Here is a 24,828-nt window from a genome sequence, read left to right as displayed (position 1 = left end):
TTGTTCACCTTTTTGATACAAAGTACGAAAAATAATATCGCCGTTATTCTTGAGTTGCCCTAAACTGCACTTTACTAATATCCCACATCTCAACAATACCTTCGCTGTTCAAGGTGAGAACCTTGGTGTTACTCAGTTCGACCATATCTAATACCGTTGTGCCCATTGAATGCGTTTCTACATTCCAACTGAACATCTCTTTGCCAGACTTCATATGCCATAAACTTAGCTCTGACTTAGCGGAAGACGTGAGTAAGTAAGGCGCACCCTTGATAAATAAGGCATGCCTAAACCACTTAAATCGCGACAAATAATCAAACTGAGTTAACACTTCGCCGCCGCGGGCACCAATGATCAATTGTGTTTTTAAACTGTCAGACGCAAACAAACGGGTATTGTCGTGATTTAACGCAACCGTGCTAACTCGCGAGGGAAAACTGATTGAGTATCGTTCACTACCAGTTACCAACTCCCAAACTCGCAAATGACCATCATGAGATGCGCTTACGACGGCTGTATCATCATCTATAAAATTCAAATAAGCAATATTACTCTGGTGTAATACCGTCTGATGCACTTTTTCTTCAGCTAAATTCAATATATTTAATGACCCATCGGTCATACCAATCGCAACAACGTTTCCCGAATCAGACAGGGCTAAAACTGATACTCTTGCTAAATCATCAAACCCGTTAACGCCAATTTGGCCTAGCAATGCCGCACGTTCTATATCCCAAACCTGCAATGTATTATTGCCAGCAACCAACACAATGCCATGTACCTTGCTCAACAGTATTTCCCGAACTGAATGAGGTAGCACGGTCGAATCTAGGGTCAGCAGCTCATTTTCCGACCGAATATCTAACAGCAACACATCAGATCTTTCAGTCAATAACAACGCCCAACTGCCGTCTTTAGAGATTTTCCCATCAAGTAACAAGCGATCACTGAGTACATACCGCTCACTCGGCTCTATTTTTTTCGGCTCTGTACAGCTAAAAAGGAGCAACGTTGCGAACACGAGTACCCAATGTTTACTCATACGTTAAAGTACCTCAAGTAAATCTAAATTCCAGCGTTCTAACATTCCATCAGAATTAAATGTCAAAAGACTCCCTTCATTATCACTGTGCATCGCGACAATACTTGCACCTTTACTTTTAGTTTGAATCGTCCAAGTTCCTATTTCTTCACCCGTGCCAACATGCCACAACGACAAATGGGATTTAGACGAAGACGTCGCAAGTAACGCTCCCCCCTCAGCAAATAATGATTTTCTAAATATCTTAAACCGCGCACTGTAGTTTAACTTTGCAACCTCTTCACCAGACGTTAACTTCTTAATATGTTGCGCACTTAGGCCGTCTGACACAAATAGCATTGAAAAATCATCATTGGCACTCAAGCTTGTGATCCGGTGTGCAAACTCTTGCTCAAACAAGGGATCAGAAGACGCAAATTGCCATAGTCCAACTTTTCCATCTAGAGCACCAGACATGTATAGCTCACCTTGAGTATCAAAACGCAAAAATCGCACAGGTTGTGAATGCGGCTGAAACCGGTTGTTCAAGCGGGTATTAATATCAGCCATGTTGATAGAGCCATCAGCCATTCCCACTAACAAGCGGTCTTTGTGAGGCGATAATGCCAGTGCTGTGATCGTGGCATATGCGTTTACACCTGAAAAATTCACCTTACTTATCATTGCTCTAGCAGGTACTGACCACAAGCCAACCGTCGTATCATTTGCAATAAGTAAAAGACTATTATCTTTTGATAGTGCAACATGTTTAACAGGCTTAATGACTTTATCTACGGAGACTTCTAGCTCTACCTGCTTAGTGTCCATTCTCCATAACGTCACGACGTCTGAGTGAGTGACGCCAAGTAATAACTTACCATCGTCAGAAAACTGACCAAAAGAGATCCCCTCTTCTGAAAATGAGTGAACAACGCCCTCACTTATCTTTACTTCTTGTTTGCAACCAATTAAAAGCATATATATCAATGCTATAAAAACGACTGGCCAACGCATTTTTTTGCTCCAAAACTATCTTGAGTCAATGTTCTCAAGCTTAAACTTATTAAGCAAATATTTAAGCAAATTTAGTGCCGTAAAAATAACCGTCGACTTCGCAATGAGGTTGCCAAAAGGCACAACGCTTAAAGTGAAAGACCATGACTAATGCGAAATTGTCACGGCGCTGGGTTTAAGTATATTCACTGATATAGGCGCTTTTACTGTTGAAGCATCAAATGTCTCGCCATTTTCTAATGCCTTGTGTGCGAGGTATTTTTTGGTTTTATCTAAGTCCATTTTATTAGCCGTTATCACCCCTGTTGCATACGCTTTTTTACCTATTGCCGACAGTGGAAACACCATATCACCATCTTTTACTTTAACGGTGATTTCTTCTTGCTCTGTCACTTTAAGCGACATCCAGCAGCCTCGTTTTTTACACACCTTCATCACCGTGCCGGTCAACGTGATCTCTGTCCCGTCAAAACGGCTGATATCAGTTAATACCTCTTTGGCTGTAACCAATTTACTCATGTCTGCGCCGCCACTGAACTCCGTACCATTTACTATCAATGGCATACAGCACAGTATTAATACACTTAAAAACCGCTTCATTATCAATTTCCCTTTTATTTATTACACAAGAATTAGCCATTAACGACTTGAAAACAACAAGCTACCAAATACCATGCCAAAAAATCAAGGTTTCAGTATGATTAAAATACAAAAATATAACCATAAGTAATTAGTTATTGCATTTGGTTATCAATGTGCGTAGCATGCGCCCCGCAAACGCAATGAGAACTATTATTATTAAGGATTAATATCATGAAGTACTCAGCCCTTTTCCTATGCATCAGCGCTGCAATTCATACCCAAGCGCATTCTGAACCTAAAAAAATAACACCTGACGAAAACATTGAAGTACTAGGCCACAAAATTACCGCACACAATCATGATGTAGCAGCGTCTGTTTCTGCTCTCAGTGCAGCTGACATACAACGAAGTCAGGCATCTGATTTAACTCAAATACTAAAATCACTACCTGGTGTTGATGTCTCAGGCAGTGTAGCCCCACTTTCAGGCCAACCACGTATACGGGGTTTACACGGTGAGCGAATACATGTTTCTGTAGATAACGTAAAACGCAAAACAGATTCAGATGGTAGTCAAACCCTTACGAACATCAGTAGCTTAGGCGTTGACCCGAGTCAGCTGAAACAGGTGCAAGTGCTGCGTGGTGCAGATTCATTAACCGTTGGCTCTGGCGCTATTGGGGGGAGTATTAGAATTGTCACCAAGGATGCTGCCGATTATCTAACTGCGAACGGTGTTGGCGCGCAGGTTTCAGCCACACACCAAACGGTATCTGACTCTGTGCAAAGTACATTAAATGTATTTCAACTCACCGATACCACCGACACGATCATCACACTCAGTCACGTAAAATACGATGATGTCGATGTCGTTGCGGCAGAAAATAACGACGAAGATGTTGCTCAACTTAGCGAAATCCTTAACGAGTCTCAAAGGACTAATATAACCTTTAAAAATACCTGGTATCTTCACCCGCATCATTTAATCAAGAGCAAGCTAGACTACAGTGAAACAGAATCACTCGACCAGCCATACAATCAACGTTTAGATCTAGCCGTCAGTTACCCCACTCTAATGGAAGACTATAAAAACGACTACTTAGAAGGCATGATGAATTATACCTATCAGCCTGTAAGTGATCTCATCGATATGGATGTTCAGGTTTTTTACGCAAAAAAAACTTACGACAAAATAACCAAAGGCTATATTCCTAGAGGGGACCGAAAAATAAATTATGATAGACAAAGTTATGGTGAAAGTAAGCGCCATGGCATACGACTCGCCAACCTCTCTGAATTTGACGGTCTATTTAAACATTTATTGGCAATTGAAGTTAACTATGAACATGAAACATTTGATCAGCATCAGTTCGAAGAACAAGATCGTAGCAGCTACTATGGTAAAAGTGATGCCAATAACTTATCTATCTCCCTCATAGATCAAAGCACCTTCTTCAAAGATACACTCCTCGTTACAGCAGGTATTCGATACGATCAGTACGACCGCAGCTCTGACTCATTCACCGGATATGGTAAAAATGATGACAATGCGACTTCCGGCGAACTCGGGCTAACTTTTAAAGCAACTGAACATATCAATATATATTTAAAAGCAGCAGAAGCATTTCGAGCGCCATCTTTACAAGAACTCTATAAAAGCGACTTATGGCGTTGTCATATCGGCAGCAAAATTTGCTATAGCGAACCACAACCAAACCTGAAAGCCGAAGAGTCGACTAATTACGAAGGTGGGCTGGGCTTTAATATTGCGGATAAGCCATTCATTGATGAGTTGAGTATAAAAGCAATTTATTTCAACAATAAGATAGACAATTACATCGATAATATTCCATTTATGTATTACATAGATGACTCAGGCAACAAGCAGTTTGGTTCACCTGGGCCTGAACCGGTTAATGGCATACCAGTTGCCACACACCGTGATTACAGTGCAAAAAACATTGGCCGTTTAGAAAGCGAAGGCATCGAAGTTGAGGCCCATTATCAATACAAGCAATTAGCCATGTACCTTGGCTATTCAAAAATGAACATGGACGTGGTTGGTGTGCCAAACTTCTTTTTAGGCAACATCGACTATCAAAAACAACCTTACTCTGAAGCCCCCGCAGATAAGCTCACATTTACAACTAACTATCAGATCACGGACACGCTCAACCTTGGCGTACAAGCGCGTCATCACCGTGGTCAAATGCGCTTAAACGACATGTATTTAGAACGGGGATACGGAACGCAAGCAGCAACTGTCTATAACTTGAATGCACATTACCAAGGCAGCGGCCCACTTGACAACTTCAGTGCCCGGCTCAGTGTTGATAACGTCACTGACAAACGCTATTTACGCGCGCCAGCCAGCAGTGAAAATGACGCCAGTGAACTAGGTCGCAATTTTAAATTGAGTGTCAGTTACCAGTTTTAAGCGTATATACCAAAACGTCATTTTATAAGGTTTTGTGCATTAGGGCATTATCGCTAAAAAATGGCTATGCCCTAGCGGGTTTAGCATACGTAGATGAGTGTTCATGACTATGGCTCATCTACTATTTCATGAGTTGCTTGTTTTCTAAATACACTGGGCGTGGTGCCCGTACGTGCTTTAAATGCTTTATAAAACGCTGACCGAGAATTAAATCCAACAGCCATCGCCACATCCAGTACACTTGTGTCACTTGATACCAGCTGCTTTTTAGCTTGTTCAACACGTGCGCGATTTATCCAATCAAAAAATGAAGTATTCATCGTTTGGTTTAACGTTTGAGAAATATAATGTGCTGGAATATGTAAATGTTCAGCAAGCCCATACAACGTCAGGTCACTATTGAGATACAACTGTTCATCTTGTAATGCCACATCAAGCTTTTTTGCGATCCGTTGTGCTTGCGCGGCACCTATTGCTGACTTTTCATATTTAACCCGGCTCGAGATCATGGCGATGGGTGCTTGAGCAAGCTGCTTATATAACCCCATAAACGCTGGCTTTTGCGTCAATGCCCAAAATGAAAATAGCCATACCGCAATAAGGTTAACGAGCATTGCTATTGCGCCACTACTGTCATATTCAGTTTCTAACAGGCTAGTGAAAAGCCCGCCTAGTAACCACAACCAGCTCATCACCAAAAATACCAGCGCAGCATTTACCCAATACAAAGCTCTATTTTGCTCATCAGTAAACACCTGTTTCAGATCTTTACGATACCGAGCTAATTCACCTACAATTTTATAAATATATAGTGCGCTTTGTATGGGCCAAATCAGCAGCAATATCAATATTAAAACAGCAACTGTCACTTCAAAGCCCGTTGTCAGTTCGCGCCCTGAATTAGAAAACAAAGCCGCCTGAGAAGAGTTAGGTAAGCCTAAAACTGCCGCGCCAACCAATGAAGCAAATAGACTTAGCCAACAGTGATGCCATTCTTTTTTTCGCCACTGCCAAGCGTAAGTCGCGGTAAGCCCTTTTATATAAAGCCATAAGCTTGGCATCATCAACATCCAAACAATACCACTCAAAGCGATGTAATATACTTCTAAATAGTGAAAGCTATGAAATACCAATGGTTCAAGTGCAATGACCGCCTGAATAAGGATGAACAAAGCAAGCGGCATTACATAGTGTTTTTTCCTGGTTAAAGGCAACAATAAAGACACACTAAAAATAGCGATACCAGCCGTAACGAGCCCTAAAGCAATATCAAATGTCATACATCTTCACTCGGTTCTTTTCAGTTTATATTTTTTATAAATTTAATATTCAATTAGTTAAATTCCATTAAGCTTATTTTAGTAACCATAAAATGTCTTTGCCAATTGAACAGGACGACATTTGTCGAGCCCTGAAATACCGTGTTTACTTCAACATACAACCATAAGTGAAACACATGACCCTATCCCCTTTTATGCTACTGCACATAATAACAGGCTCTATTGCCGTCATTGCAGGTCTGCTTGCTTTAATACTAAAAAAAGGTCAAAAATACCACCGCTTGTCAGGAAAAGTTTTTGTTATCTCTATGGCTATAATGGCATTATCCGGTGCCTATATTGCGTACCTTAAGCCAATGATGATCACATTAATCGCTGGATTCTACACGTTACATTTAGTGTTAACCGCATATATGGTCGTCAAAACGCCAGTAAAAACCCACACTCAGTTTGATAATTATACCCCGCTGTCGAGTTGCAGTTTATTCTGCCTGAGTGTGTATTTTGGTTTGCAAGCACTTAATCACGCAAGCGAAACTTTTCAGGGGTTTTCTCACGAACCTTATTTCTTTTTTGCCCTGCTATCAGCCATTGCGTTAATCGGTGATATTAGATTACTCATTTGTAAAGGGCTCACGCACGGCCACCGTCTTGCGAGGCATATATGGCGTATGTGTTTTGCACTATATCTTGCTATTGGCTCTTTCTTTGGTCAAGGCGCTAAGGTACTACCAGAGACTTTAAGTCAATCCGTTTTGATTGAGGCTCCTGAACCGCTCATACTACTTGCCATGATCTTTTGGTTATTAAAAACCGCTATGAAAAGCCGCAAACTCGCATCTACAATCACTACATCTAAAAGCAATACATGTAAATCAACATCATCCTAAGTATAAAAAACCACTAAACACTAAAACAACAGTAATAAAGTATTGAAAAAAATCGTAATGCCATTTACACTGCGCGCGATTTCATAAGGAGACTGAAATGAATCGACACAATACTCTCACATTTACCCTAATTTCACTCATCGTCTTATTAAATGGGTGCGCAACCCCCCCAACTATTTCAAGTGATGCACAAACCAATGAAAAACCAGCGCTGGTGCAAAAAACGTTAGATATTAAGGTTGCCAAAACCAAAGCTAAAAAGTCAGGCTTAGGTGTACCACAGTATAAAAACGGTCAACTGGTTGGTTACCAATTTCAGCGCAGCTTTGCTATTCCCGCGCAAATTGGGAACTTCTTTGGTTTTAGTTACGTGACAAACCAAGTGTTAGCTATAAATAATGCCGATAAAGCGGCAACCGGCGAAATCGTCAAAAAAGTACCTGTTATTGTCACTGTGACACACCCAGAGATCATAACCAATGGACAAGCAAGTACTCAAAGCGCTTGGCAAGACACTCTTTACTTTGGTCGTGATAATTTCGCAATGTGGAACTTCGAAAGTAACAATGAGTTAGTCAGTGGTAAGTGGACCATCGAAGTTAAACATCAAGACACCGTTGTAGCGACAAAAAACTTTTTTGTGCAAGTTCCTCCTCCAATGCCTGCAAAAGTAACAACCGTATGTCAGGTTGAGAGTGAGAAGTTTCCAAAGGCATTGCAAAAGTCAAACCAAAAGTGCTGTGCGGAAAACGATGCCCAAGCATGTTACAACTTTGCTTGGCGAGGTTTAGAGCGCATTAAAGACAAACACGGTGCTGCGCTTTACTACGCAAAAAGCTGTGAACTTGGCGACATATCAGGATGTAGACTCGCAGCAAAGCTTGCTTCAAATGAACAAACTCGCAATGATTTTTATCACAAAGGCTGTGACTTAAAAGATATGGATAGCTGTATCGAGGTCAACCGTTTACCACAGTAGAAAGTCTGTTTACACAACAAATGGGTATAGCGCCGAATAGTGCGATTACCCATCATTCCCGTTATTAAAGGCTATTAAACTGCCCCAATAACCAGGTTCGAAATAACTTAACCTTATGCCAATTGAAATGCCCAACCGGCCCAGCTAAATAATACTGATAGTCGCATGCAACCTCAAACTCAGGGTGTATCTCTAATTGAGCTAAGTCCAATTGCGGCTGAATTAACTGCCGGCGCAGCATGCCTATACCTTGCCCTGCAAGCGTTGCTTGCATCACTAACGCGGCATTATCTATTTCTAAAAAGTGCGGTTGAAGTACATCAGTTAAAGCAAGCTTATCAAATAAAATACGCCATGCTCGTTCGGCATCGGGGCAAATATCCATGATCAAATGGTTACTTTTTATTTGTTCATTAAGTGGCTTTAAGGGGTCAATTAAACCGGGTTTATATGCCAAAAGCATGTCATCACTTGCCAGTACCTCACTGTGCAACCCTGGATAGTGACCTTTCCCAAAACGGATCCCTAAATCAGCTTCACCCGCATCAAAATCAACCAAGCTATCACTTGGGTCAATGCGTACCCTTATATGTGGATGTTGCCGTTGAAAGCTGCTTATTCGAGGTAACAACCAGCAAGTTGCAAAAGAAGGCAATACAGATAAGTTTAAAACACTGGGTTGTGGGTCTTCTTCAATAACCTGCACCCCATGGTTTAAGTGTTCGAACGCTTTACGAATGTGGGGTAACAGCAACTTACCTTTTGCCGTTAAACATATTTTGCGAGTATGGCGCTCAAACAACACACATCCAAGATGCGTTTCTAAACTGCGGATCTGCTGGCTAATTGCCGCTTGCGTCACATACAATTGTTCTGCCGCAAGCTTAAAACTACCCAGCTCAGCCGCATGCTTAAAATATAACAGGCTTTTTAATGGAGGAAGCTGCATCTTGTTTTTACATTAGAAAAACTTAAGCATAGACAAATTTTAATCGTTTGTCAGTAAGCATGATCAGCTCAATACTTATTCTGTGCTTAACAACAAAAGGTCCACCTTATGAATAAGTTAATAATCACTGGCATGTTCGTTTTTACAAGCATTCTGTCAGTCAACCTTGTATCAGCCTCTGATAAAGTCCTCGATAGAATAGAGACACAAGAAGGTTACCCATATAAAAACTTAATTATGAAAGCAAGCAAGGTAGAACTACTCTACGTCAGTAAATCCGAGCATACGACATGTCGTGTTAATGTGTCTTATGCCAACGAACAATATCAAGGCAGCCACTTTACGGTGAGTAATAAAAAATTCGAGAAATCCCCAATGGCCGCCTGTTTAACACGAACTGTTGCGAAAAAGCTGCTGTCTAAGCTGTAAGCGCTCACATGCTCGACAAATGTTAGTGCGTCGCTTCTTCCATTTGTGCCACCTTGCTCATTCGCCATTGATTAAAGTCTTGTTCAATGGTCGGGTGAGCTTCTTCCAGTATTTGCGTTATTTGTTCGCCATTTAACATATTACACATCTGTACTTGTTCTTGAATAAGCAATTTCTGCAGGGCATGAGTATCTTTATTATTCAATAAATAATGAACCCATGCCCAGCCACTAAAATAGAGGTAGCCGGTGTCAATACTGCCCCACTGGGTTTCTGAGCCTATCACCGAATACAATTCCATTGGACGCTGCTCGAGTGCAGTATGAGCTACGTGAAAACCACCATGCGGTTGTTCTAGTGCAATGCGTTCAAATGTTTCAGCTAACCCTTCATTTAGCCACCGAGGTATACGGCCAAGTAACTTTAAATTAATTGCGTGTACTGCTTCATGAATAGCTGTACGTAGCGTGATCTCATCGCCTTTATATTCAACAAACGCAGAGTTGCTACCATGAAAAAAAACCCCTTGGCTCATACGCGGATCAAAGCCCGATTGCGAGGTAGAATCTTCATAGGCAGCACGATCGCCAAGAATAATAATGTTGACATCGATTGCTTGGGCAGCGCCATCCCCGAGCATGGATAAATAGTAATTATGTACAGCGCCCAATTGATTAACTAAGTTAGCCACAAACTGATCGCCAATCTTTCCCTGATGATACAAGGTTAAGTTAATCGCTTGGTTTATTTGTGCTTTAAATACCGAAAAATCATCACCTAGTCCGTCGGCTAATTGCGCCGCTGACCGTTTTTGATAGGCAAACAACCAATCAAGATTACACGCTTTTGACACTGGTTGACTCGATATAACTCCAGCGCTATTTTGATGACTTGTAGCCTCGCTCGACTCGACTACTTTAAGCGGCGCAGCATTCGGGGCTTGCGGTGACGGTAATGCTGTGGGCTGACGATCTGCTTCTCCTGTTAGCCACCATATAAAAACCAAAATAACGAGCAGCAAAGGGATTAAACGGTATTTCAATCGAGGATTATCGCGCTTCATAGGTCAAATATGTCCTTTACTTATGTTAGGGGCTGCATGTCCTATTCATGCCCCAGACTAAAAATACATCGTCAATATACAGCAAATAATAATATGTCCCTATTACATCATAAATCACAGTACTTTTTGAATAAAAAGCGACCTTTCCATGCTCACATACCAATATTATAACCCAAGAATTCACCCGTTCTAAGTTAGGGCTCGCCATTATCAGCACCACAGTCACTTGTACAAATTTTGTAAAATAAAGGCATTAGAAGCAATGTATTAAACTGAATTACCACTAAGTAAAAAATCAGAACGTAAATTGGCGGGCATTTCAAGCCGTATAAAAATCACACAAAATTATAGCGCTGTTATAAAACTTGCTGTACATTACTTTTGCAACAAGCAAGTTACATATATTTCACATAATTACCGGTACAACTGTAATTATTTTGTAAATATCAGTAGGTATGGTGCTCTTCGTTGCGCAACACACAACACATAACGTTACAATAATTTTACGAGGAAATCATGAAAACACTATCCGCCATTTTGGCGACCGCGTTGACAGCGCTGGCATTTACACCCGACGCTAATGCCTATTTGTATAAAGACCCGGGATATGTCGAGCAAAACGCACGTGTTATAACAAAAAACAATGCCATTGGACGCTCACACCAATACAGAGATCAACAGGGTTGGATGTATGTTGATGAATCCAGCAATGGCGCTACCAGTGGGTTTTATCAAGCTGGCAACTGGCTAAAACTACACAATCGCAACTTTAAGGTCTCAGTCGGTTCAGTGGAGTTTTCATTTAACCCAAGCAAGTTAGATTGTACGCAAGGCATGACTTTCAACTTAACCGTTGGTGAAGACAGCGTCGCTGCGTTTAAACCAAACTGTGATGACTTGCTTAATGCTTCTGTCACTTACCCAGTAGAATACTATTTTGATTTAATTCCCGAAGTAGTTAAACCCAAAGTAGAGGTTCCGCTTGATCCACTGGGTTTACTAAAATTAGGCGTTAAATTTGGAGCAGGCATTGAAGCGGGTGCAGATTTTACTGTGGGTGGCGTGATTGGCGGCCATAATAACGAAGAGCCTTTCATGGTCGATGGCGTAAGACGGCCTGATTACATTTATGCCGAAGTCGCACCTTATGTTGGGGGGGTGGTATCTAGTTCCGCATACGCATCATTTGGTCATGGTATTTCTGAAGCGGGTGTAAAAGGCAAACTTAGTCTGCTCAAAGTAAAAGGCAAAGGGTATGTTGAAGCCGGTATTCGCCGCGTAAAACAAAACGATCAAACCGTTGAACAAGGGTTCTTAGAGCTTAAAGTCACTTCGCAGTTAAGCGGTGGTGACGGAAAAATCCAAGCTTATTGCAAAAAACTATGGGGCTTACTGCAATTTAACGTTGATGTCATGAAATGGGATCCGCTCTACACTCGTGAATTTACGTTGTATGAATATGCGAGCCCACAATGGAACAACCTATAACCAATATATAAGCAGCAATTTGTGGTGACTCTCGCAGTCACCACTACAAGGATAAATCATGAAGCTAAAAGTCACCGCGTTATTACTTATATGTATGGGGATCGGTATCTTTTATTTTACTGGCAATAACACAGCACGCCCAATTGCCCAAAAAACCACACAACAATCACCGTCTAAAGTTACACTGCCGTCTCAGTCAAGCTCTTACTCTGTCACCATTGAGTCGGCCGTTTTATCACAAAACAACACACCCGTTACACACTCATCACTCAACTGGAACATGCATTTTAACGGCACGGGTGAGCAACAAGGTTTACTCACTGATATTGAGTTTTCAAACAACGCTAAGCCGCAAACTTTGGTGAAGGAGCTACCGTTCAAATTTACCGAAAATAACGGGGTATTTTCCCACGTTGACTTATTAGCACTGCCATCAGATCACACCCTAAATGTATTGCCTAATATATTGGACTTATTGAGCTTCTCTGAAGCGAGCCCCTTAACATTTAACGATGCACACGGGCAAAAGACGTATACCTATCAACGTATTAATAACGAAGTGCAACGTCAAATGACCTCACATCGCAATAAACCTATAACAACAAAAAGCGATACGTCTGAGCAGTGGCACTTAACGCTCAATGCAAACCAACAACCTCTGCACCTAAACTATTCATCTGACAGCATCTGGCATAATAACGACCAGCAATACCACATAATCCAAAAGGTAGATATTCAAAGGCTAACGACCCAAGGCCGTAAATTTGCCAACGTTTCATCCAATAAAAACGCCGCATTAGCGAGCCAACAAAAACAAATTGAAGCACAAACAATAAATGATGAAACGTCGTTATATGTGGCTATCGCAGAGTTACAAACAAACTTAGACCCAACTCTAGCCAAGCTCATTGGCGCATTTTTACTACAAGAATATGATTTAACAGAACTAATCGCATTGATAGAGCAAGATTCATCGTTGAGTTCGGCCATTATCTACGCTTTACAAAAAGAACAAAGCCCACTGGCCGAGCAAATGCTTGCCGACTTACTAACAACAGACAGGCTCACCACACACATAAAGCAAAAGCTGTTAATTGCGCTTGGCCGCTTTGGAGCTTCGTCTACCGTATCATTCAATGCCCTTGCAGCGCTGGCAGACAAGCCGAATAACCCACTCGCAAAAACCGCCCTGCTTAATTTAGGCTCTATGGCTAAATTCACGCCAGAGCAAAGCAGCACCGTTGAACATTACTTATCAGAGCAGCTACAGTCCGAACAACATTTAAGCACGGCCATTTTGGCGTCTGCTAACAGTAAAAACACCGCTCTGTTGCCACACATTGCAAAATTACTGAACCATCAACGAAAAGGCGTAAAGCGCGATGCCGTAAAAGTCTTATCGTCAAAGGCGCAATATCACGATCAAGTTGTGGCCACCATATTAGATAACCCAGATGTGCAAATTGTGGACGCGTTCACGCGTGCTGTATCTGACTCGGGTTTAGTACTCAGCCAATACAACAAAGCAAGACTGCAAAGCCTTTACAATACCACTCAAAACCCGATCATTCTTAAACGACTAAAAACATTAGGTATTAAAAGCACATAACAGCGAAATAACTAGCAATACGCCTCTGTTCTCCTTCTATTCAATACAAACCAGAGGCTTTTGCTAAATATCGGTTCACCGTCTCCCTGACGAAGGTCAGGGCCCATGCCAATTAACCCCAATTTTCACTCCCACACCATCGTCTCCCTGACGAAGGTCAGGGTCCATGCCAATTAACCTCTTGCGCCAAAAACGCAACACAAAACCTAGACCCTGAAATAAATTCAGGGAGACGAAAGTGGGGCCGTACTAAACTCTTTAGCTGCCTCATCACACCACCTCCAAATCGTCTCCCTGACGAAGGCCACGGCCCATGCCAATTAACCCCAATTTTCACTCCCACACCATCGTCTCCCTGACGAAGGTCAGGGTCCATGCCAATTAACCTCTTGCGCCAAAAACGCAACACAAAACCTAGACCCTGAAATAAATTCAGGGAGACAAAAGAGGGGCCGCACTAAATTCTTTAGCTGCCTCATCACACCATCTCCAAATCGTCTCCCTGACGCAGGTCTGGGTCCATACCAATTACCCCCTAACGCCAAGGCGCAAAACAAAAACCTAGACCCTGAAATAAATTCAGGGAGACAAAAGTGGGGCCGTACTAAGCTCTTTAGCTGCCTCATCACACCATCTCAAAATCGTCCCCTTGACGAAGGTCAGGGTCCATACCAGTTAACCCCAACCTTCACTACCCCACCACCGTCTCCCTGACGCAGGTCAGGGCCCATGCCAATTAACCCCTAACATCAAAGACGCAAAACAAAACCTAGACCCTGAAATAAATTCAGGGAGACGAAAAGCGGCAACATCAAACTCTTTAGCAGCCTCATCACACCATCTCCAAATCGTCTCCCTGACGAAGGTCAGGGTCCATGCCAATTAATCCCAACCTTCACTCCCCCATCATCGTCTCCCTGACGCAGGTCAGGGCCCATGCCAATTACCCCCTAACGCCAAGGCGCAAAACAAAACCTAGACCCTGAAATAAATTCAGGGAGACGAAAAGCGGCAACATCAAACTCTTTAGCAGCCTCATCACACCATCTCCAAATCGTCCCCTTGACGAAGGTCAGCCAATTAACCCCAACCTTCACTACCCCACCACCGTCTCCCTGACGCAGGTCAGGGCCCATGCCAATTAACCCCTAACATCAAAGACGCAAAACAAAACCTAGACCCTGAAAGAAATTCAGGGAGACAAAACTGGGCCTAGACCCTGAAATAAATTCAGGGAGACGAAAAGCGGCAACATCAAACTTTTTAGCAGTCTCATCACACCATACCCAAAACCATGCTAACTAACTCCAACCTTCACTCCCTCACCACCGTCTCCCTAACGAAGGTCAGGGCCCATGCCAATTACCCCCTAGCGCCAAAAACGCAACACAAAACCTAGACCCTGAAATAAATTCAGGGAGACAAAACTGGGCCCGCACTAAACTCTTTAGCAGCCTCATCACACCATCTCCAAATCGTCCCCTTGACGAAGGCCACGGCCCATACCAATTACCCCCTAACGCCAAGGCGCAAAACAAAAACCTAGACCCTGAAATAAATTCAGGGAGACAAAAGTGGGGCCGTACTAAACTCTTTAGCTGCCTCATAACACCATGCCCAAAACCATGATCACTATCTCCAACCTTCACTCCACCACAGTCTCCCTGACGAAGGTCAGGGCCCATGCCAATTACCCCCTAACGCCAAGGCGCAAAACAAAACCTAGACCCTGAAATAAATTCAGGGAGACAAAAGTGGGGCCATACTAAACTCTTTAGCTGCCTCATAACACCATGCCCAAAACCATTATCACTATCTCCAACCTTCACTCCACCATCGTCTCCCTAACGAAGGTCAGGGCCCATGCTAATTAACCTCTAGCGCCAAAAACGCAACACAAAACCTAGACCCTGAAATAAATTCAGGGAGACGAAAAGCGGCAACATCAAACTTTTTAGCAGTCTCATCAAGCCATCTCAAAATCGTCCCCTTGACGAAGGTCAGCCAATTAACCCCAACCTTCACTACCCCACCACCGTCTCCCTGACGCAGGTCAGGGCCCATGCCAATTACCCCCTAACGCCAAGGCGCAAAACAAAACCTAGACCCTGAAATAAATTCAGGGAGACGAAAAGCGGCAACATCAAACTTTTTAGCAGTCTCATCAAGCCATCTCAAAATCGTCCCCTTGACGAAGGTCAGCCAATTAACCCCAACCTTCACTACCCCACCACCGTCTCCCTGACGCAGGTCAGGGCCCATGCCAATTACCCCCTAACGCCAAGGCGCAAAACAAAAACCTAGACCCTGAAATAAATTCAGGGAGACAAAAGTGGGGCCGCACTAAACTCTTTAGCGGTCTCATCACCCCAATTTTCACTCCCCCACCACCGTCTCCCTGACGCAGGTCAGGGCCCATACTAATTAACCCCAATTTTCACTCCCCCACCACCGTCTCCCTGACGCAGGTCAGGGCCCATACTAATTAACCCCAATTTTCACTCCCCCACCACCGTCTCCCTGACGCAGGTCAGGGCCCATACTAATTAACCCCAATTTTCACTCCCCCACCACCGTCTCCCTGACGCAGGTCAGGGCCCATACTAATTAACCCCAATTTTCACTCCCCCACCACCGTCTCCCTGACGCAGGTCAGGGCCCATACTAATTAACCCCAATTTTCACTCCCCCACCACCGTCTCCCTGACGCAGGTCAGGGCCCATACTAATTAACCCCAATTTTCACTCCCCCACCACCGTCTCCCTGACGCAGGTCAGGGCCCATACTAATTAACCCCAATTTTCACTCCCCCACCACCGTCTCCCTGACGCAGGTCAGGGCCCATACTAATTAACCCCAATTTTCACTCCCCCACCACCGTCTCCCTGACGCAGGTCAGGGCCCATACTAATTAACCCCAATTTTCACTCCCCCACCACCGTCTCCCTGACGCAGGTCAGGGCCCATGCCAATTACCCCCTAACGCCAAGGCGCAAAACAAAAACCTAGACCCTGAAATAAATTCAGGGAGACAAAAGTGGGGCCGTACTAAGCTCTTTAGCTGCCTCATCACACCACCTCCAAATCGTCTCCCTGACGAAGGCCACGGCCCATACCAATTAACCCCAATCTTCACTACCCCATCATCGTCTCCCTGACGCAGGTCAGGGCCCATGCCAATTACCCCCTAACGCCAAGGCGCAAAACAAAAACCTAGACCCTGAAATAAATTCAGGGAGACAAAAGTGGGGCCGTACTAAGCTCTTTAGCTGCCTCATCACACCACCTCCAAATCGTCTCCCTGACGAAGGCCACGGCCCATACCAATTAACCCCAATCTTCACTACCCCATCATCGTCTCCCTGACGCAGGTCAGGGCCCACGCCAATTAACCCCTAGCGCCAAAAACGCAACACAAAACCTAGACCCTGAAATAAATTCAGGGAGACGAAAGTGGGGCCGTACTAAACTCTTTAGCAGCCTCATCACACCATCTCCAAATCGTCCCCTTGACGAAGGTCAGCCAATTAACCCCAACCTTCACTACCCCACCACCGTCTCCCTGACGCAGGTCAGGGTCCATCTCAATGACCCCCTACCGCCAAGATATTACTCACAACCTAGACCCTGAACTAAATTCAGGGAGTCAAAAAGTGAAGACCTTATTCTAAATAACCACGCCGTACACAACTGGTATAAAAAGTGCTTAATATTCATATAACTAACATCTGACAAAATATCGTCACATAAGGACCGTGTCACACATGAACTTTAACTCTTTACCACCACAAGCTTACTCAAATCATGGCTATAACCTGTCAGAGAATGCGACTAACAAAGATAAAAGTACGGCAACACCCGTCACTGCTGATCAAATTACCACCTCGGATGCAAAAACGACTGAAAAAACTGAATCAAACGGCGACAATCAAACAACCACCGAGGAAAAGTCAGATATCAGTGCACAAGAAAAAATCGTGGGTAACATTAAAATTCTACAGAGTAAAATGAGTGAAGTACGCGCGGACACAAGCCTGACAAAAGAGCAAAGTGCCGAACAACTGGGTGAGCTAAAAACGCAACTTGATGAACAACTGCAAAATGTGCAACTTATTATCAAAAAGCAGACATCAACCTTAGTGCAAAGCTTATTTGCCAGTAACGGCGCGAGTAACGCCGGTATGTTTTTCAACAATAAAGCCTAAACCTATTGCTATATCAGCCACTGAGTACGTATTAGGTTGAAGAGGCAAATACAAAAAAGCGCATTACCTAAATGCGCTTTAAAAATAGCTATTTAACTCAATCACCCGTTAAAAGTCGTAGTGTAACCCCATGTATACCGTTCTTGGCGCTCCAGGTTGAATACGCTCTCTGCCATAGCGTAACTCTCCTTGCAACGCGTATTTTTTGTCGGTTAAATTAGCAACGCGCACATGAAGCTTTAACGCATCCGTTAAAAGGTAATTCACTTTTACGTTAGCAACGGTATACCCAGAATACTTTTGCGTATTTTTAGCATCCATCCAGTAGTCACCGATGCTTTGAATTTCAGCCACCACATTTAACCCATCGAAAGCATCACTGTTGTAATTCAACCGCACATTAGCCACATAGTCAGGGGCCATTTGTAAACTATTACCAGATAAATCCTGCGCTTTACTGCGTTGCGTATTACGGTCAATACGCCCTTGGTCTTCTATGTAATGGTCAAATTCATGATCTGATTGACTATAAGCAAATGCAACAGCCACCGACTCTGAAACGTCATAGTTCACACCAAGCTCAACGCCGCTGTGTTCAACACGCGCAGCATTCACCCGATAAGAAGCGCCAAAATCGTCATAAGCGGTAACAATCGCATCGTCAACCGCCATAAAATAATACGCCAGCTCTATGCTCAGCGCCTCAAAATGTGCCTTATACCCCACTTCGTATGTGTCAGAGGTCTCTTCATTTAACGCACTCAATTGCGCACTCGTTTCTTTGGTTTTTAAATGATATAACTCAGACGCAGTTGGAATACGGATCGCATTCGCAAAACGCACATAAACGTTGCTGATATCATTCATCTGATAATTTAAGCTCGCCTTGGGGCTTAGATGGTCGAATGTATCTGTTCTATCAGCAATAGATCGATTGCCAAAGCCATCGTCGTCATAAGTGGGGAGACTATTATTAAACTCATACTTATTATTGTCATACCTGAGCCCAAGGCTATAACTAAGCTGTTTTGTTATTACGCCATTATGTTGAATATAAGGCGAAATTCCTCTAAAGCGGGTCTCATCATTATAAAATATATGCCCTTTAGGATAAGTTGCAGCCCCCCAGCCAGTGGTTGTTCGCGTGGCAGCTTGATACGAAAGTGCATCACCTTTAGCGCTTTCTAAATCAATACCTATAGTGGTATCAAACCCATCGCTGTGAGAAAAGTTAGCCAGTGCCAATATACCAACCGTTTTTACGCTCGATTCAACTTGCGGCATATTAGGTTGCCACGTCGCGATATAGTCATTGCTTCTATAGCGTGCATAAGGAATAACCGACGCAAACACAGCGTCGCCATGGTATTGATACTCAGAGCTAACACGCATGTAGTCAGTTTTACGGCGAGGATCAATATTGACGACTTCTAAGGGTAATCCAGATTGCGACGGGTCGTCGTTAAACTCATCTTCCGTAAGTGCATCCAGCATTTGTTGGTCAAGGCTTGACGCCATCACACTGGTTTTAAACTGATGCTTATCAGAAAAACTCACTTCATGTAGCACATTAAGCTCTGCTTTTTCTACACTGCTGTTGTCACGCCACCCATCATTATTTAAATACGCACCCGACACTCGCACACCATTATTTTCACTAAAGTGCTGAGTAATACTGCCCTGATAACGCTCGTAACCGGCTTCGCCAAGGGTTAGCCCTACCGCATTTTTATTCGAGTCAACCGGCGCAGATAATACATTAACTGTTGCAGCCACTGCTCCCGAGCCATACAAGCTAGTACCCGCCCCTTTCATTACTTCTAAGCGCGACAAAGACGAATTACTGCTCGCCCACCATAACGCATTATGATTATAAAAAGCCGCCGACTGTAAGGGCACATTGTCTTGTAGATACAAGGTATACCCGCCGTAGTTAATGGGCATACGAATAGCGGCATTGTGACCTTGCCCACCCGACAACTGGTTCAACAATACACCCGGAATAGTTTGCAAAGAATCTGACAAATGTTGGCTATTGTCATTATTCAACACCTCTTCCGACACGCTGCCTATACTAAGCGCCAGCTGTGTATTTAATTTAGCCGTACGGCTCGATGTAACGGTGATCTGCTCTATATCAGCCATCGCATTATCATCGTTTGCGTATGCGTTGATTGAACACGCAGATAAAATAGACAATGAGATAAGTGAGTAGCAAAAGCGCTGCTTCATTCTAGATATTCCTAAGTTATTTTTTAATAATCTTTTAATTAGTGGCTGTCAACATAACGGCCCGACAACAATAAACCACGACGCACAATCGCACTTTTTTGCCGCCTACGCCGGCCAATATACAAACGAACGCCAAACAATGCGGTCAATACCAAGCCAATAATAATACCTGTGACGATAACATCTCGAACTTCTCGGCCTAGCGGGTTTAAAAAGTGATATTTATGTAAGTAACCAAAATGCCAACTACGTGCGCTTTGCCAATTTGTCTCTATGTTAGCAATAAACCCAGTATGGGGCTCAACACTGTAAAGCACATCCGGTGCATTCACAAAACTCATTTGAATAACAGGTAATCGCTTGTTTATAAAACCATAAGTTTGACCAAACTTATCAATTTTTTGCCAATTAAGCACCGTACCACTGACATTAAGTTGCCGCTGTAACTGTGCCAATGCAACGTCTACGCTCGTTATATTTGCCGCTGAATTTTGCCAATAACTAAATTCAACTATCGGCCTTTTTTGCACAAATACCTGTTTAGCCACCTGTGTCACAACTTGATCACCCACCGCCACCAATTGAAAATTGTCGCCGTTTGAGTCAAGCACATCTTTTAATGGATCGTGGTTGAGCCGGTCAGTAAAAATAGCGTTGCCAGGCGACAACGCTCTAAACGTCTCAGGAACAAACTTATCAACTAATATATGAATACTGCTGCTTGCAAACCCCAACATACATACGCTCAATACAACACCCAATGAACGGTGTAGTACTGGCGTATTAATACGTTTACTTTTGAAACGTCGCCATAGCAGGGCATAACTCACTAAACCAAACACCCCAGTGCCAAATAATAGCAATGAAATTGCCAGCATCGGGATCATGCGCCATAGGCTGTGTCGCTCACCAATAAACTCAAAGGTGTGTAATTGCTTAAACCAATAAGACAAACTTTCTCGCAGGGGCGTATTATGCGCTGCAATACGGCTGCTTAACGTATCAATATACAATCGATTTTTGTTTTGTAAGGTAACGCGATGAACGGGCAAGATACGGTTGATTTCAGCATATTCAGGGCTAAATTCGTTAATTAATTCAGTGCCCAAGGCGGCCTGTTCAGCCCATGATTGCGCCAAATAAAGTGCATAACGTTCGTCATGTAAAGCGCTATTTATTAAGCCCGTTTCCACTGAGAAGTAATAAATGTGTGGCAAGGGAGCATTCGCAACCGCCACTTGATAGTAATAGGCCGCATTATATTCAATCACCCTTGCATGGCTAAAAGCCGTGATGTTGTGGGCGACTAAAACCGATTTTAAAGGTACTGCTACCGCAGAAATATGATTGGGAACTTTAATAAATGGGGTGTTCAGTCGTTCAGCTTTGGCAAAGTGCGACATTGCGGGGTGCAACAAGCCACTCAAAGCCCAAACAACAAAAGGAATAACACACAATAAGGCAAAACGCCTATGCCAAACAAGCAACGACTTAATCATATTATTATTTTTATATCAGAAAGATAAGGGAGAGTATAATTCGAATTAACGCAGTGAGCGTGTGACATAATGTCGCAGGAGAAACAATACATCCTTTTTAATGAGAAATAGTGGAAGCACCATGCAAATTACATAAAACAGAGGTAAATCACGTTTGCAAACTAAAATTGACCTAACAGAGCACCTCGAATATTACGCGAGATAGAATGTAAATCAGTCATTCTTTTTTTAGCTTCAAGGGTATCAATGCCTTTAATTGCTTCTGCATCTTCTAAAAAAAACGCCATATCAAACTTCTTACGTCGTTTGTTAAAAACATACACCAACACATAGCAGTAACCTTCCACTGCGTTAGTCGTTCCAAAAAACTCCAAATCAGTATACGTTAACTTAGGTTTTACTAAATCACCGTCTAGCTTTTTAATAAAGACGTGTTTAATGTACAATTTTTTTGTTGCAATAGAGTACTTTGTAATATCTTTTAACCCTAATTCATGCAGAGACTCAGACGCCACGTCCAGTGGTAATAAACTTGTCATCAATGACCTATCCTTTTTACTATGAGAACCAACTGTTAACAATAATCAACTAGATTGTGTGGAAAAATCTCCCCACATGTAAAAAAAGATAATAAAAAGTATCAACCCTATACTTTCACACTGCCTGTACACTTTAAAACAATGGACCCTGAAATGAATTCAGGGAGACAAATAAAAGACAGTCCCACCCACACCCACTGCGACATTATTAAGCACACCTCACTCCGTCTCCCTGCTTTTGTACCCCTGACCCCACTTTCGTCTCCCTGACGCAGGTCAGGGCCCATACAAATCACACCACCCAATCCCAGCCCCCACTTCAATCTCCTTTCCCCTCTTTCGTCTCCCTGACGAAGGTCAGGGCCCATACAAGTCACAGCACCCAAACCCAACAACCCTCTTTCGTCTCCCTGACGCAGGTCAGGGCCCATACAAATCACATCACCCAAGCCCAACAAACCAACTTCGTCTCCCTGACGAAGGTCAGGGCCCATATAAGTCACAGCACCCAAACCCAAAAAACCAACTTCGTCTCCCTGACGAAGGTCAGGGTCCAATTACTCAATACCAATCACCTACAACCCACTAAAAACCCCAATACAAACCAGCCTACGACCATTAATAATGAGAAAAACTCAAATTTATCGCACCAAAATATCAACAAGTACTTCACTAATTAGAATATAAATATTATCATATGCACCAAGGTTTACATTAAGTGATCGCAATGTTATATTTAAGTTAAATATAATTAAAATAACCTTTCCATCTACATATTAAGGATAGGATGTGATCAATGGTGATGACCTTAAGGCCATGCGGACTCAGGCCGGATTTACACAAGCACAAATGGCAAGTAAACTCAGTTGTGACAGAAAGACTATTATTAACTATGAACTTGGCGTTGGCGAACCCAAAATGGGACAACTTTTAAAATGGCTGATGATATGTAAAGTAGATATAAAACCACTGCTAAAGCAAATTGATAATATTAGAAACAAGTTAGAGCTAGATGAGTAAAGCTATTTTATCAAAAAATATTAAACAGGTAGCGTGAACCATGAAATCACTAACTAAATTTTTATGTAAAAAAGTATCCGGCGGTACATTTCCATGGAAACCCCTAGAAAATTCAGCAGCTCCCATACCATTATCAAAATCACATAAAAAAATAGAAAGCACTCTAAAACCATGACTAAATCGCAATTAATTCTAGGCATAATAATATCACTATCCATATTTTATACAATAATTGAAAACGCACATGTATCAACATACATTTACATGATAATTATTGCGTCTAACCTTATATTTAGTATATGTAGAAAAAATATTAATGCATACCACATATGTATATTATTATTAACAATTAACACTTTAGGCTATTTATTATTCGGACTAGGTGCTATAGAGCCTTTGCTTATGGAGGGTAATAAGGTTGCAAACGGTTTGATTTTTTATGGGTTGCAATTAGCTTTGAATATTTTGATGTTTTTTGCTTTTATATTTAGAGTTCAAATATCACGATTATTTTCAAACTCTAAAGAAATATACTTAAATGATTTTGATGGGCTATTTCACTGGGTTTTCCTATATTTTTCGTTAATCAGCGCACTGGCTCTTATTGAGTTTATTCTTAGGCTTGTCTTTAATCTAAATTTTTTGAAGATCTTATATGACAACTATGAAAATTTAGTTTATGTTGGCTGGTCAGTTACAACCGGATTGCTTTTCACTATGCAGCTTGTGTTCAATAAAATGAAAAAACAGCATTCCCATAGGTAAGATGAAAACTATTAGGCTTATTTGGTAATGCTAGACGGCAGCGCTCTAAAATCAGTCAGAAAAAATGCGGGTATATCGCAAACCGATATGGCCAAAAAGCTCGACTGTGATAGGCGCACAATCATCAATTATGAGCAAGGAGTGTGCGAACCAAAAGCCAGCCAGCTTTTTAGATGGTTATCAGCCTGTAAAGTTGATTTAAAGCCACTGGCTGCACAGGTTCGTAATATAAAAGAAAGTCTATTCCTTTTATTTACACTAGGTGTTCTTTCACCAAATGAGGTGAGCTTCTTATATATTGGTATACTCACAGTATGTGCACTGCACGGTATAGTTAGAAGTAAAAAAGAAACAACGCATGCTGTTTTGATAATAGCATCACTGTACACTCTAGAGTACATATTGATTGACTATTATTACGAGTTCTTACTTTGGTGCTTTAATAGCAAGCTACTAATCGCAATTCTATATTACTCATTCCAAGTTGCATTTAGTGTTTCTGCGTATTATATCTTTTATTCTCGGGCAAAGAGGTGCTTATCTCCTTTAAAAGAAGCAACAAAGCCAACCGTTTATTTTTTTGAAAAAACACTATCTAACATCTATGTCTATCTAGCTATCATTACTACACTCCACCTTATTGACTTCTACATAGACGAAAAATACAACTACACGTTTCTATCGGTGTTCTATACCCACTACGAAAATTTAATATATATCGGTATGTCCCTAGTCATCTGTACACTGACTGCAATGGTTACCTCTCATGAAAAAGAGCTAAAAACGGTAAAGCAACAACTCTAACGTCATAAATAATTCAATAAAAA

At 42.3% G+C, this 24,828-nt stretch carries 22 protein-coding genes; 9 read left to right on the top strand and 13 right to left on the bottom strand.

Annotated features, from left to right (window positions below; genetic code table 11):
- Nucleotides 1-43: 43 nt before the first annotated feature.
- The 3 genes from PCIT_RS19925 to PCIT_RS19915 form a co-directional block, all read right to left on the bottom strand.
- A complete protein-coding gene (locus PCIT_RS19925) occupies nt 44-1,042 on the bottom strand; it encodes a WD40 repeat domain-containing protein (RefSeq protein WP_010361753.1) in 999 nt (332 codons plus the stop codon).
- 3 nt (nt 1,043-1,045) lie between these two features.
- On the bottom strand, nt 1,046-2,035 hold the full coding sequence (locus tag PCIT_RS19920; protein ID WP_010361752.1) for a WD40 repeat domain-containing protein: 990 nt from the start codon (nt 2,033-2,035) through the stop codon (nt 1,046-1,048).
- Between the two features lie 147 nt (nt 2,036-2,182).
- A complete protein-coding gene (locus PCIT_RS19915) occupies nt 2,183-2,635 on the bottom strand; it encodes a DUF4920 domain-containing protein (RefSeq protein WP_010361751.1) in 453 nt (150 codons plus the stop codon).
- A 213-nt stretch (nt 2,636-2,848) separates the two neighbouring features.
- Here PCIT_RS19915 and PCIT_RS19910 point away from each other — a divergent pair, with 213 nt between their 5' ends.
- Complete coding sequence (locus PCIT_RS19910) at nt 2,849-5,053, top strand: TonB-dependent receptor (RefSeq protein ID WP_010361750.1); 2,205 nt, start codon at nt 2,849-2,851, stop codon at nt 5,051-5,053.
- Between the two features lie 107 nt (nt 5,054-5,160).
- On the opposite strand, the gene PCIT_RS19905 is transcribed toward PCIT_RS19910, so the two are convergent.
- A complete protein-coding gene (locus PCIT_RS19905) occupies nt 5,161-6,333 on the bottom strand; it encodes a helix-turn-helix domain-containing protein (RefSeq protein WP_010361749.1) in 1,173 nt (390 codons plus the stop codon).
- A gap of 176 nt (nt 6,334-6,509) precedes the next feature.
- On the opposite strand from PCIT_RS19905, the gene PCIT_RS19900 reads away from it, so the two are divergent.
- Nucleotides 6,510-7,223, top strand: coding sequence for a DUF2306 domain-containing protein (locus tag PCIT_RS19900; protein ID WP_010361747.1), 714 nt, complete (start codon nt 6,510-6,512; stop codon nt 7,221-7,223).
- A 97-nt stretch (nt 7,224-7,320) separates the two neighbouring features.
- Nucleotides 7,321-8,202 (top strand): DUF3859 domain-containing protein, encoded by an 882-nt coding sequence (locus tag PCIT_RS19895; protein WP_010361746.1) that lies wholly within the window; start codon nt 7,321-7,323, stop codon nt 8,200-8,202.
- A 64-nt stretch (nt 8,203-8,266) separates the two neighbouring features.
- On the opposite strand, the gene PCIT_RS19890 is transcribed toward PCIT_RS19895, so the two are convergent.
- Nucleotides 8,267-9,151: a LysR substrate-binding domain-containing protein gene (locus PCIT_RS19890; RefSeq protein WP_010361745.1), complete on the bottom strand. Its 885-nt coding sequence runs from the start codon at nt 9,149-9,151 to the stop codon at nt 8,267-8,269.
- A gap of 108 nt (nt 9,152-9,259) precedes the next feature.
- Between PCIT_RS19890 and PCIT_RS19885 the strand changes: the two genes are divergently transcribed.
- The gene (locus tag PCIT_RS19885) at nt 9,260-9,580 is read left to right on the top strand and encodes a hypothetical protein (protein ID WP_010361744.1); all 321 of its coding nucleotides are present in this window, start codon (nt 9,260-9,262) and stop codon (nt 9,578-9,580) included.
- Between the two features lie 22 nt (nt 9,581-9,602).
- Here PCIT_RS19885 and PCIT_RS19880 read toward each other — a convergent pair whose 3' ends face one another.
- Nucleotides 9,603-10,643 carry a hypothetical protein gene (locus PCIT_RS19880; RefSeq protein WP_010361743.1) on the bottom strand — a complete coding sequence of 347 codons (1,041 nt, stop codon included), beginning with the start codon at nt 10,641-10,643 and terminating at the stop codon, nt 9,603-9,605.
- A 516-nt stretch (nt 10,644-11,159) separates the two neighbouring features.
- On the opposite strand from PCIT_RS19880, the gene PCIT_RS19875 reads away from it, so the two are divergent.
- Nucleotides 11,160-12,131, top strand: coding sequence for a hypothetical protein (locus PCIT_RS19875; protein ID WP_010361742.1), 972 nt, complete (start codon nt 11,160-11,162; stop codon nt 12,129-12,131).
- 58 nt (nt 12,132-12,189) lie between these two features.
- Entirely contained in the window at nt 12,190-13,740 is a 1,551-nt protein-coding gene (locus PCIT_RS19870) for a HEAT repeat domain-containing protein (protein WP_010361741.1), read from the top strand.
- A gap of 950 nt (nt 13,741-14,690) precedes the next feature.
- Here PCIT_RS19870 and PCIT_RS19865 read toward each other — a convergent pair.
- The 3 genes from PCIT_RS19865 to PCIT_RS19855 all read right to left on the bottom strand — a co-directional run bounded on the left by PCIT_RS19865 (nt 14,691) and on the right by PCIT_RS19855 (nt 16,002).
- Nucleotides 14,691-14,876: a hypothetical protein gene (locus PCIT_RS19865; protein ID WP_021032164.1), complete on the bottom strand. Its 186-nt coding sequence runs from the start codon at nt 14,874-14,876 to the stop codon at nt 14,691-14,693.
- Between the two features lie 730 nt (nt 14,877-15,606).
- Nucleotides 15,607-15,804: a hypothetical protein gene (locus PCIT_RS19860; protein WP_192992830.1), complete on the bottom strand. Its 198-nt coding sequence runs from the start codon at nt 15,802-15,804 to the stop codon at nt 15,607-15,609.
- A gap of 12 nt (nt 15,805-15,816) precedes the next feature.
- A complete protein-coding gene (locus PCIT_RS19855) occupies nt 15,817-16,002 on the bottom strand; it encodes a hypothetical protein (protein ID WP_021032175.1) in 186 nt (61 codons plus the stop codon).
- A 1,503-nt stretch (nt 16,003-17,505) separates the two neighbouring features.
- On the opposite strand from PCIT_RS19855, the gene PCIT_RS19850 reads away from it, so the two are divergent.
- Nucleotides 17,506-17,946, top strand: a complete 441-nt coding sequence (locus PCIT_RS19850; RefSeq protein WP_010367466.1) for a hypothetical protein — start codon at nt 17,506-17,508, stop codon at nt 17,944-17,946.
- Between the two features lie 108 nt (nt 17,947-18,054).
- Here the strand turns inward: PCIT_RS19850 and PCIT_RS19845 are convergent, their stop codons facing one another.
- From PCIT_RS19845 to PCIT_RS19830, 4 genes are all read right to left on the bottom strand, one after another.
- Nucleotides 18,055-20,178 carry a TonB-dependent receptor gene (locus PCIT_RS19845; RefSeq protein ID WP_010367464.1) on the bottom strand — a complete coding sequence of 708 codons (2,124 nt, stop codon included), beginning with the start codon at nt 20,176-20,178 and terminating at the stop codon, nt 18,055-18,057.
- Nucleotides 20,179-20,216: 38 nt separating this feature from the next.
- Complete coding sequence (locus PCIT_RS19840; protein WP_010367462.1) at nt 20,217-21,677, bottom strand: PepSY domain-containing protein; 1,461 nt, start codon at nt 21,675-21,677, stop codon at nt 20,217-20,219.
- A 161-nt stretch (nt 21,678-21,838) separates the two neighbouring features.
- Nucleotides 21,839-22,216 (bottom strand): hypothetical protein, encoded by a 378-nt coding sequence (locus PCIT_RS19835; RefSeq protein ID WP_010367460.1) that lies wholly within the window; start codon nt 22,214-22,216, stop codon nt 21,839-21,841.
- 107 nt (nt 22,217-22,323) lie between these two features.
- A complete protein-coding gene (locus tag PCIT_RS19830) occupies nt 22,324-22,773 on the bottom strand; it encodes a hypothetical protein (RefSeq protein WP_010367458.1) in 450 nt (149 codons plus the stop codon).
- Between the two features lie 232 nt (nt 22,774-23,005).
- On the opposite strand from PCIT_RS19830, the gene PCIT_RS19825 reads away from it, so the two are divergent.
- Together PCIT_RS19825 and PCIT_RS19820 are read left to right on the top strand one after the other, a co-directional pair.
- Nucleotides 23,006-23,236 carry a helix-turn-helix domain-containing protein gene (locus PCIT_RS19825; protein WP_010367456.1) on the top strand — a complete coding sequence of 77 codons (231 nt, stop codon included), beginning with the start codon at nt 23,006-23,008 and terminating at the stop codon, nt 23,234-23,236.
- Nucleotides 23,237-24,028: 792 nt separating this feature from the next.
- Nucleotides 24,029-24,805, top strand: a complete 777-nt coding sequence (locus PCIT_RS19820; RefSeq protein ID WP_010367452.1) for a helix-turn-helix domain-containing protein — start codon at nt 24,029-24,031, stop codon at nt 24,803-24,805.
- Nucleotides 24,806-24,828: the final 23 nt, after the last annotated feature.

Origin of the sequence: Pseudoalteromonas citrea (assembly GCF_000238375.3) — a bacterium.
Classification (GTDB): Bacteria; Pseudomonadota; Gammaproteobacteria; order Enterobacterales; family Alteromonadaceae; genus Pseudoalteromonas; species Pseudoalteromonas citrea.
This window is presented reverse-complemented; position numbering and strand designations above follow the sequence as displayed.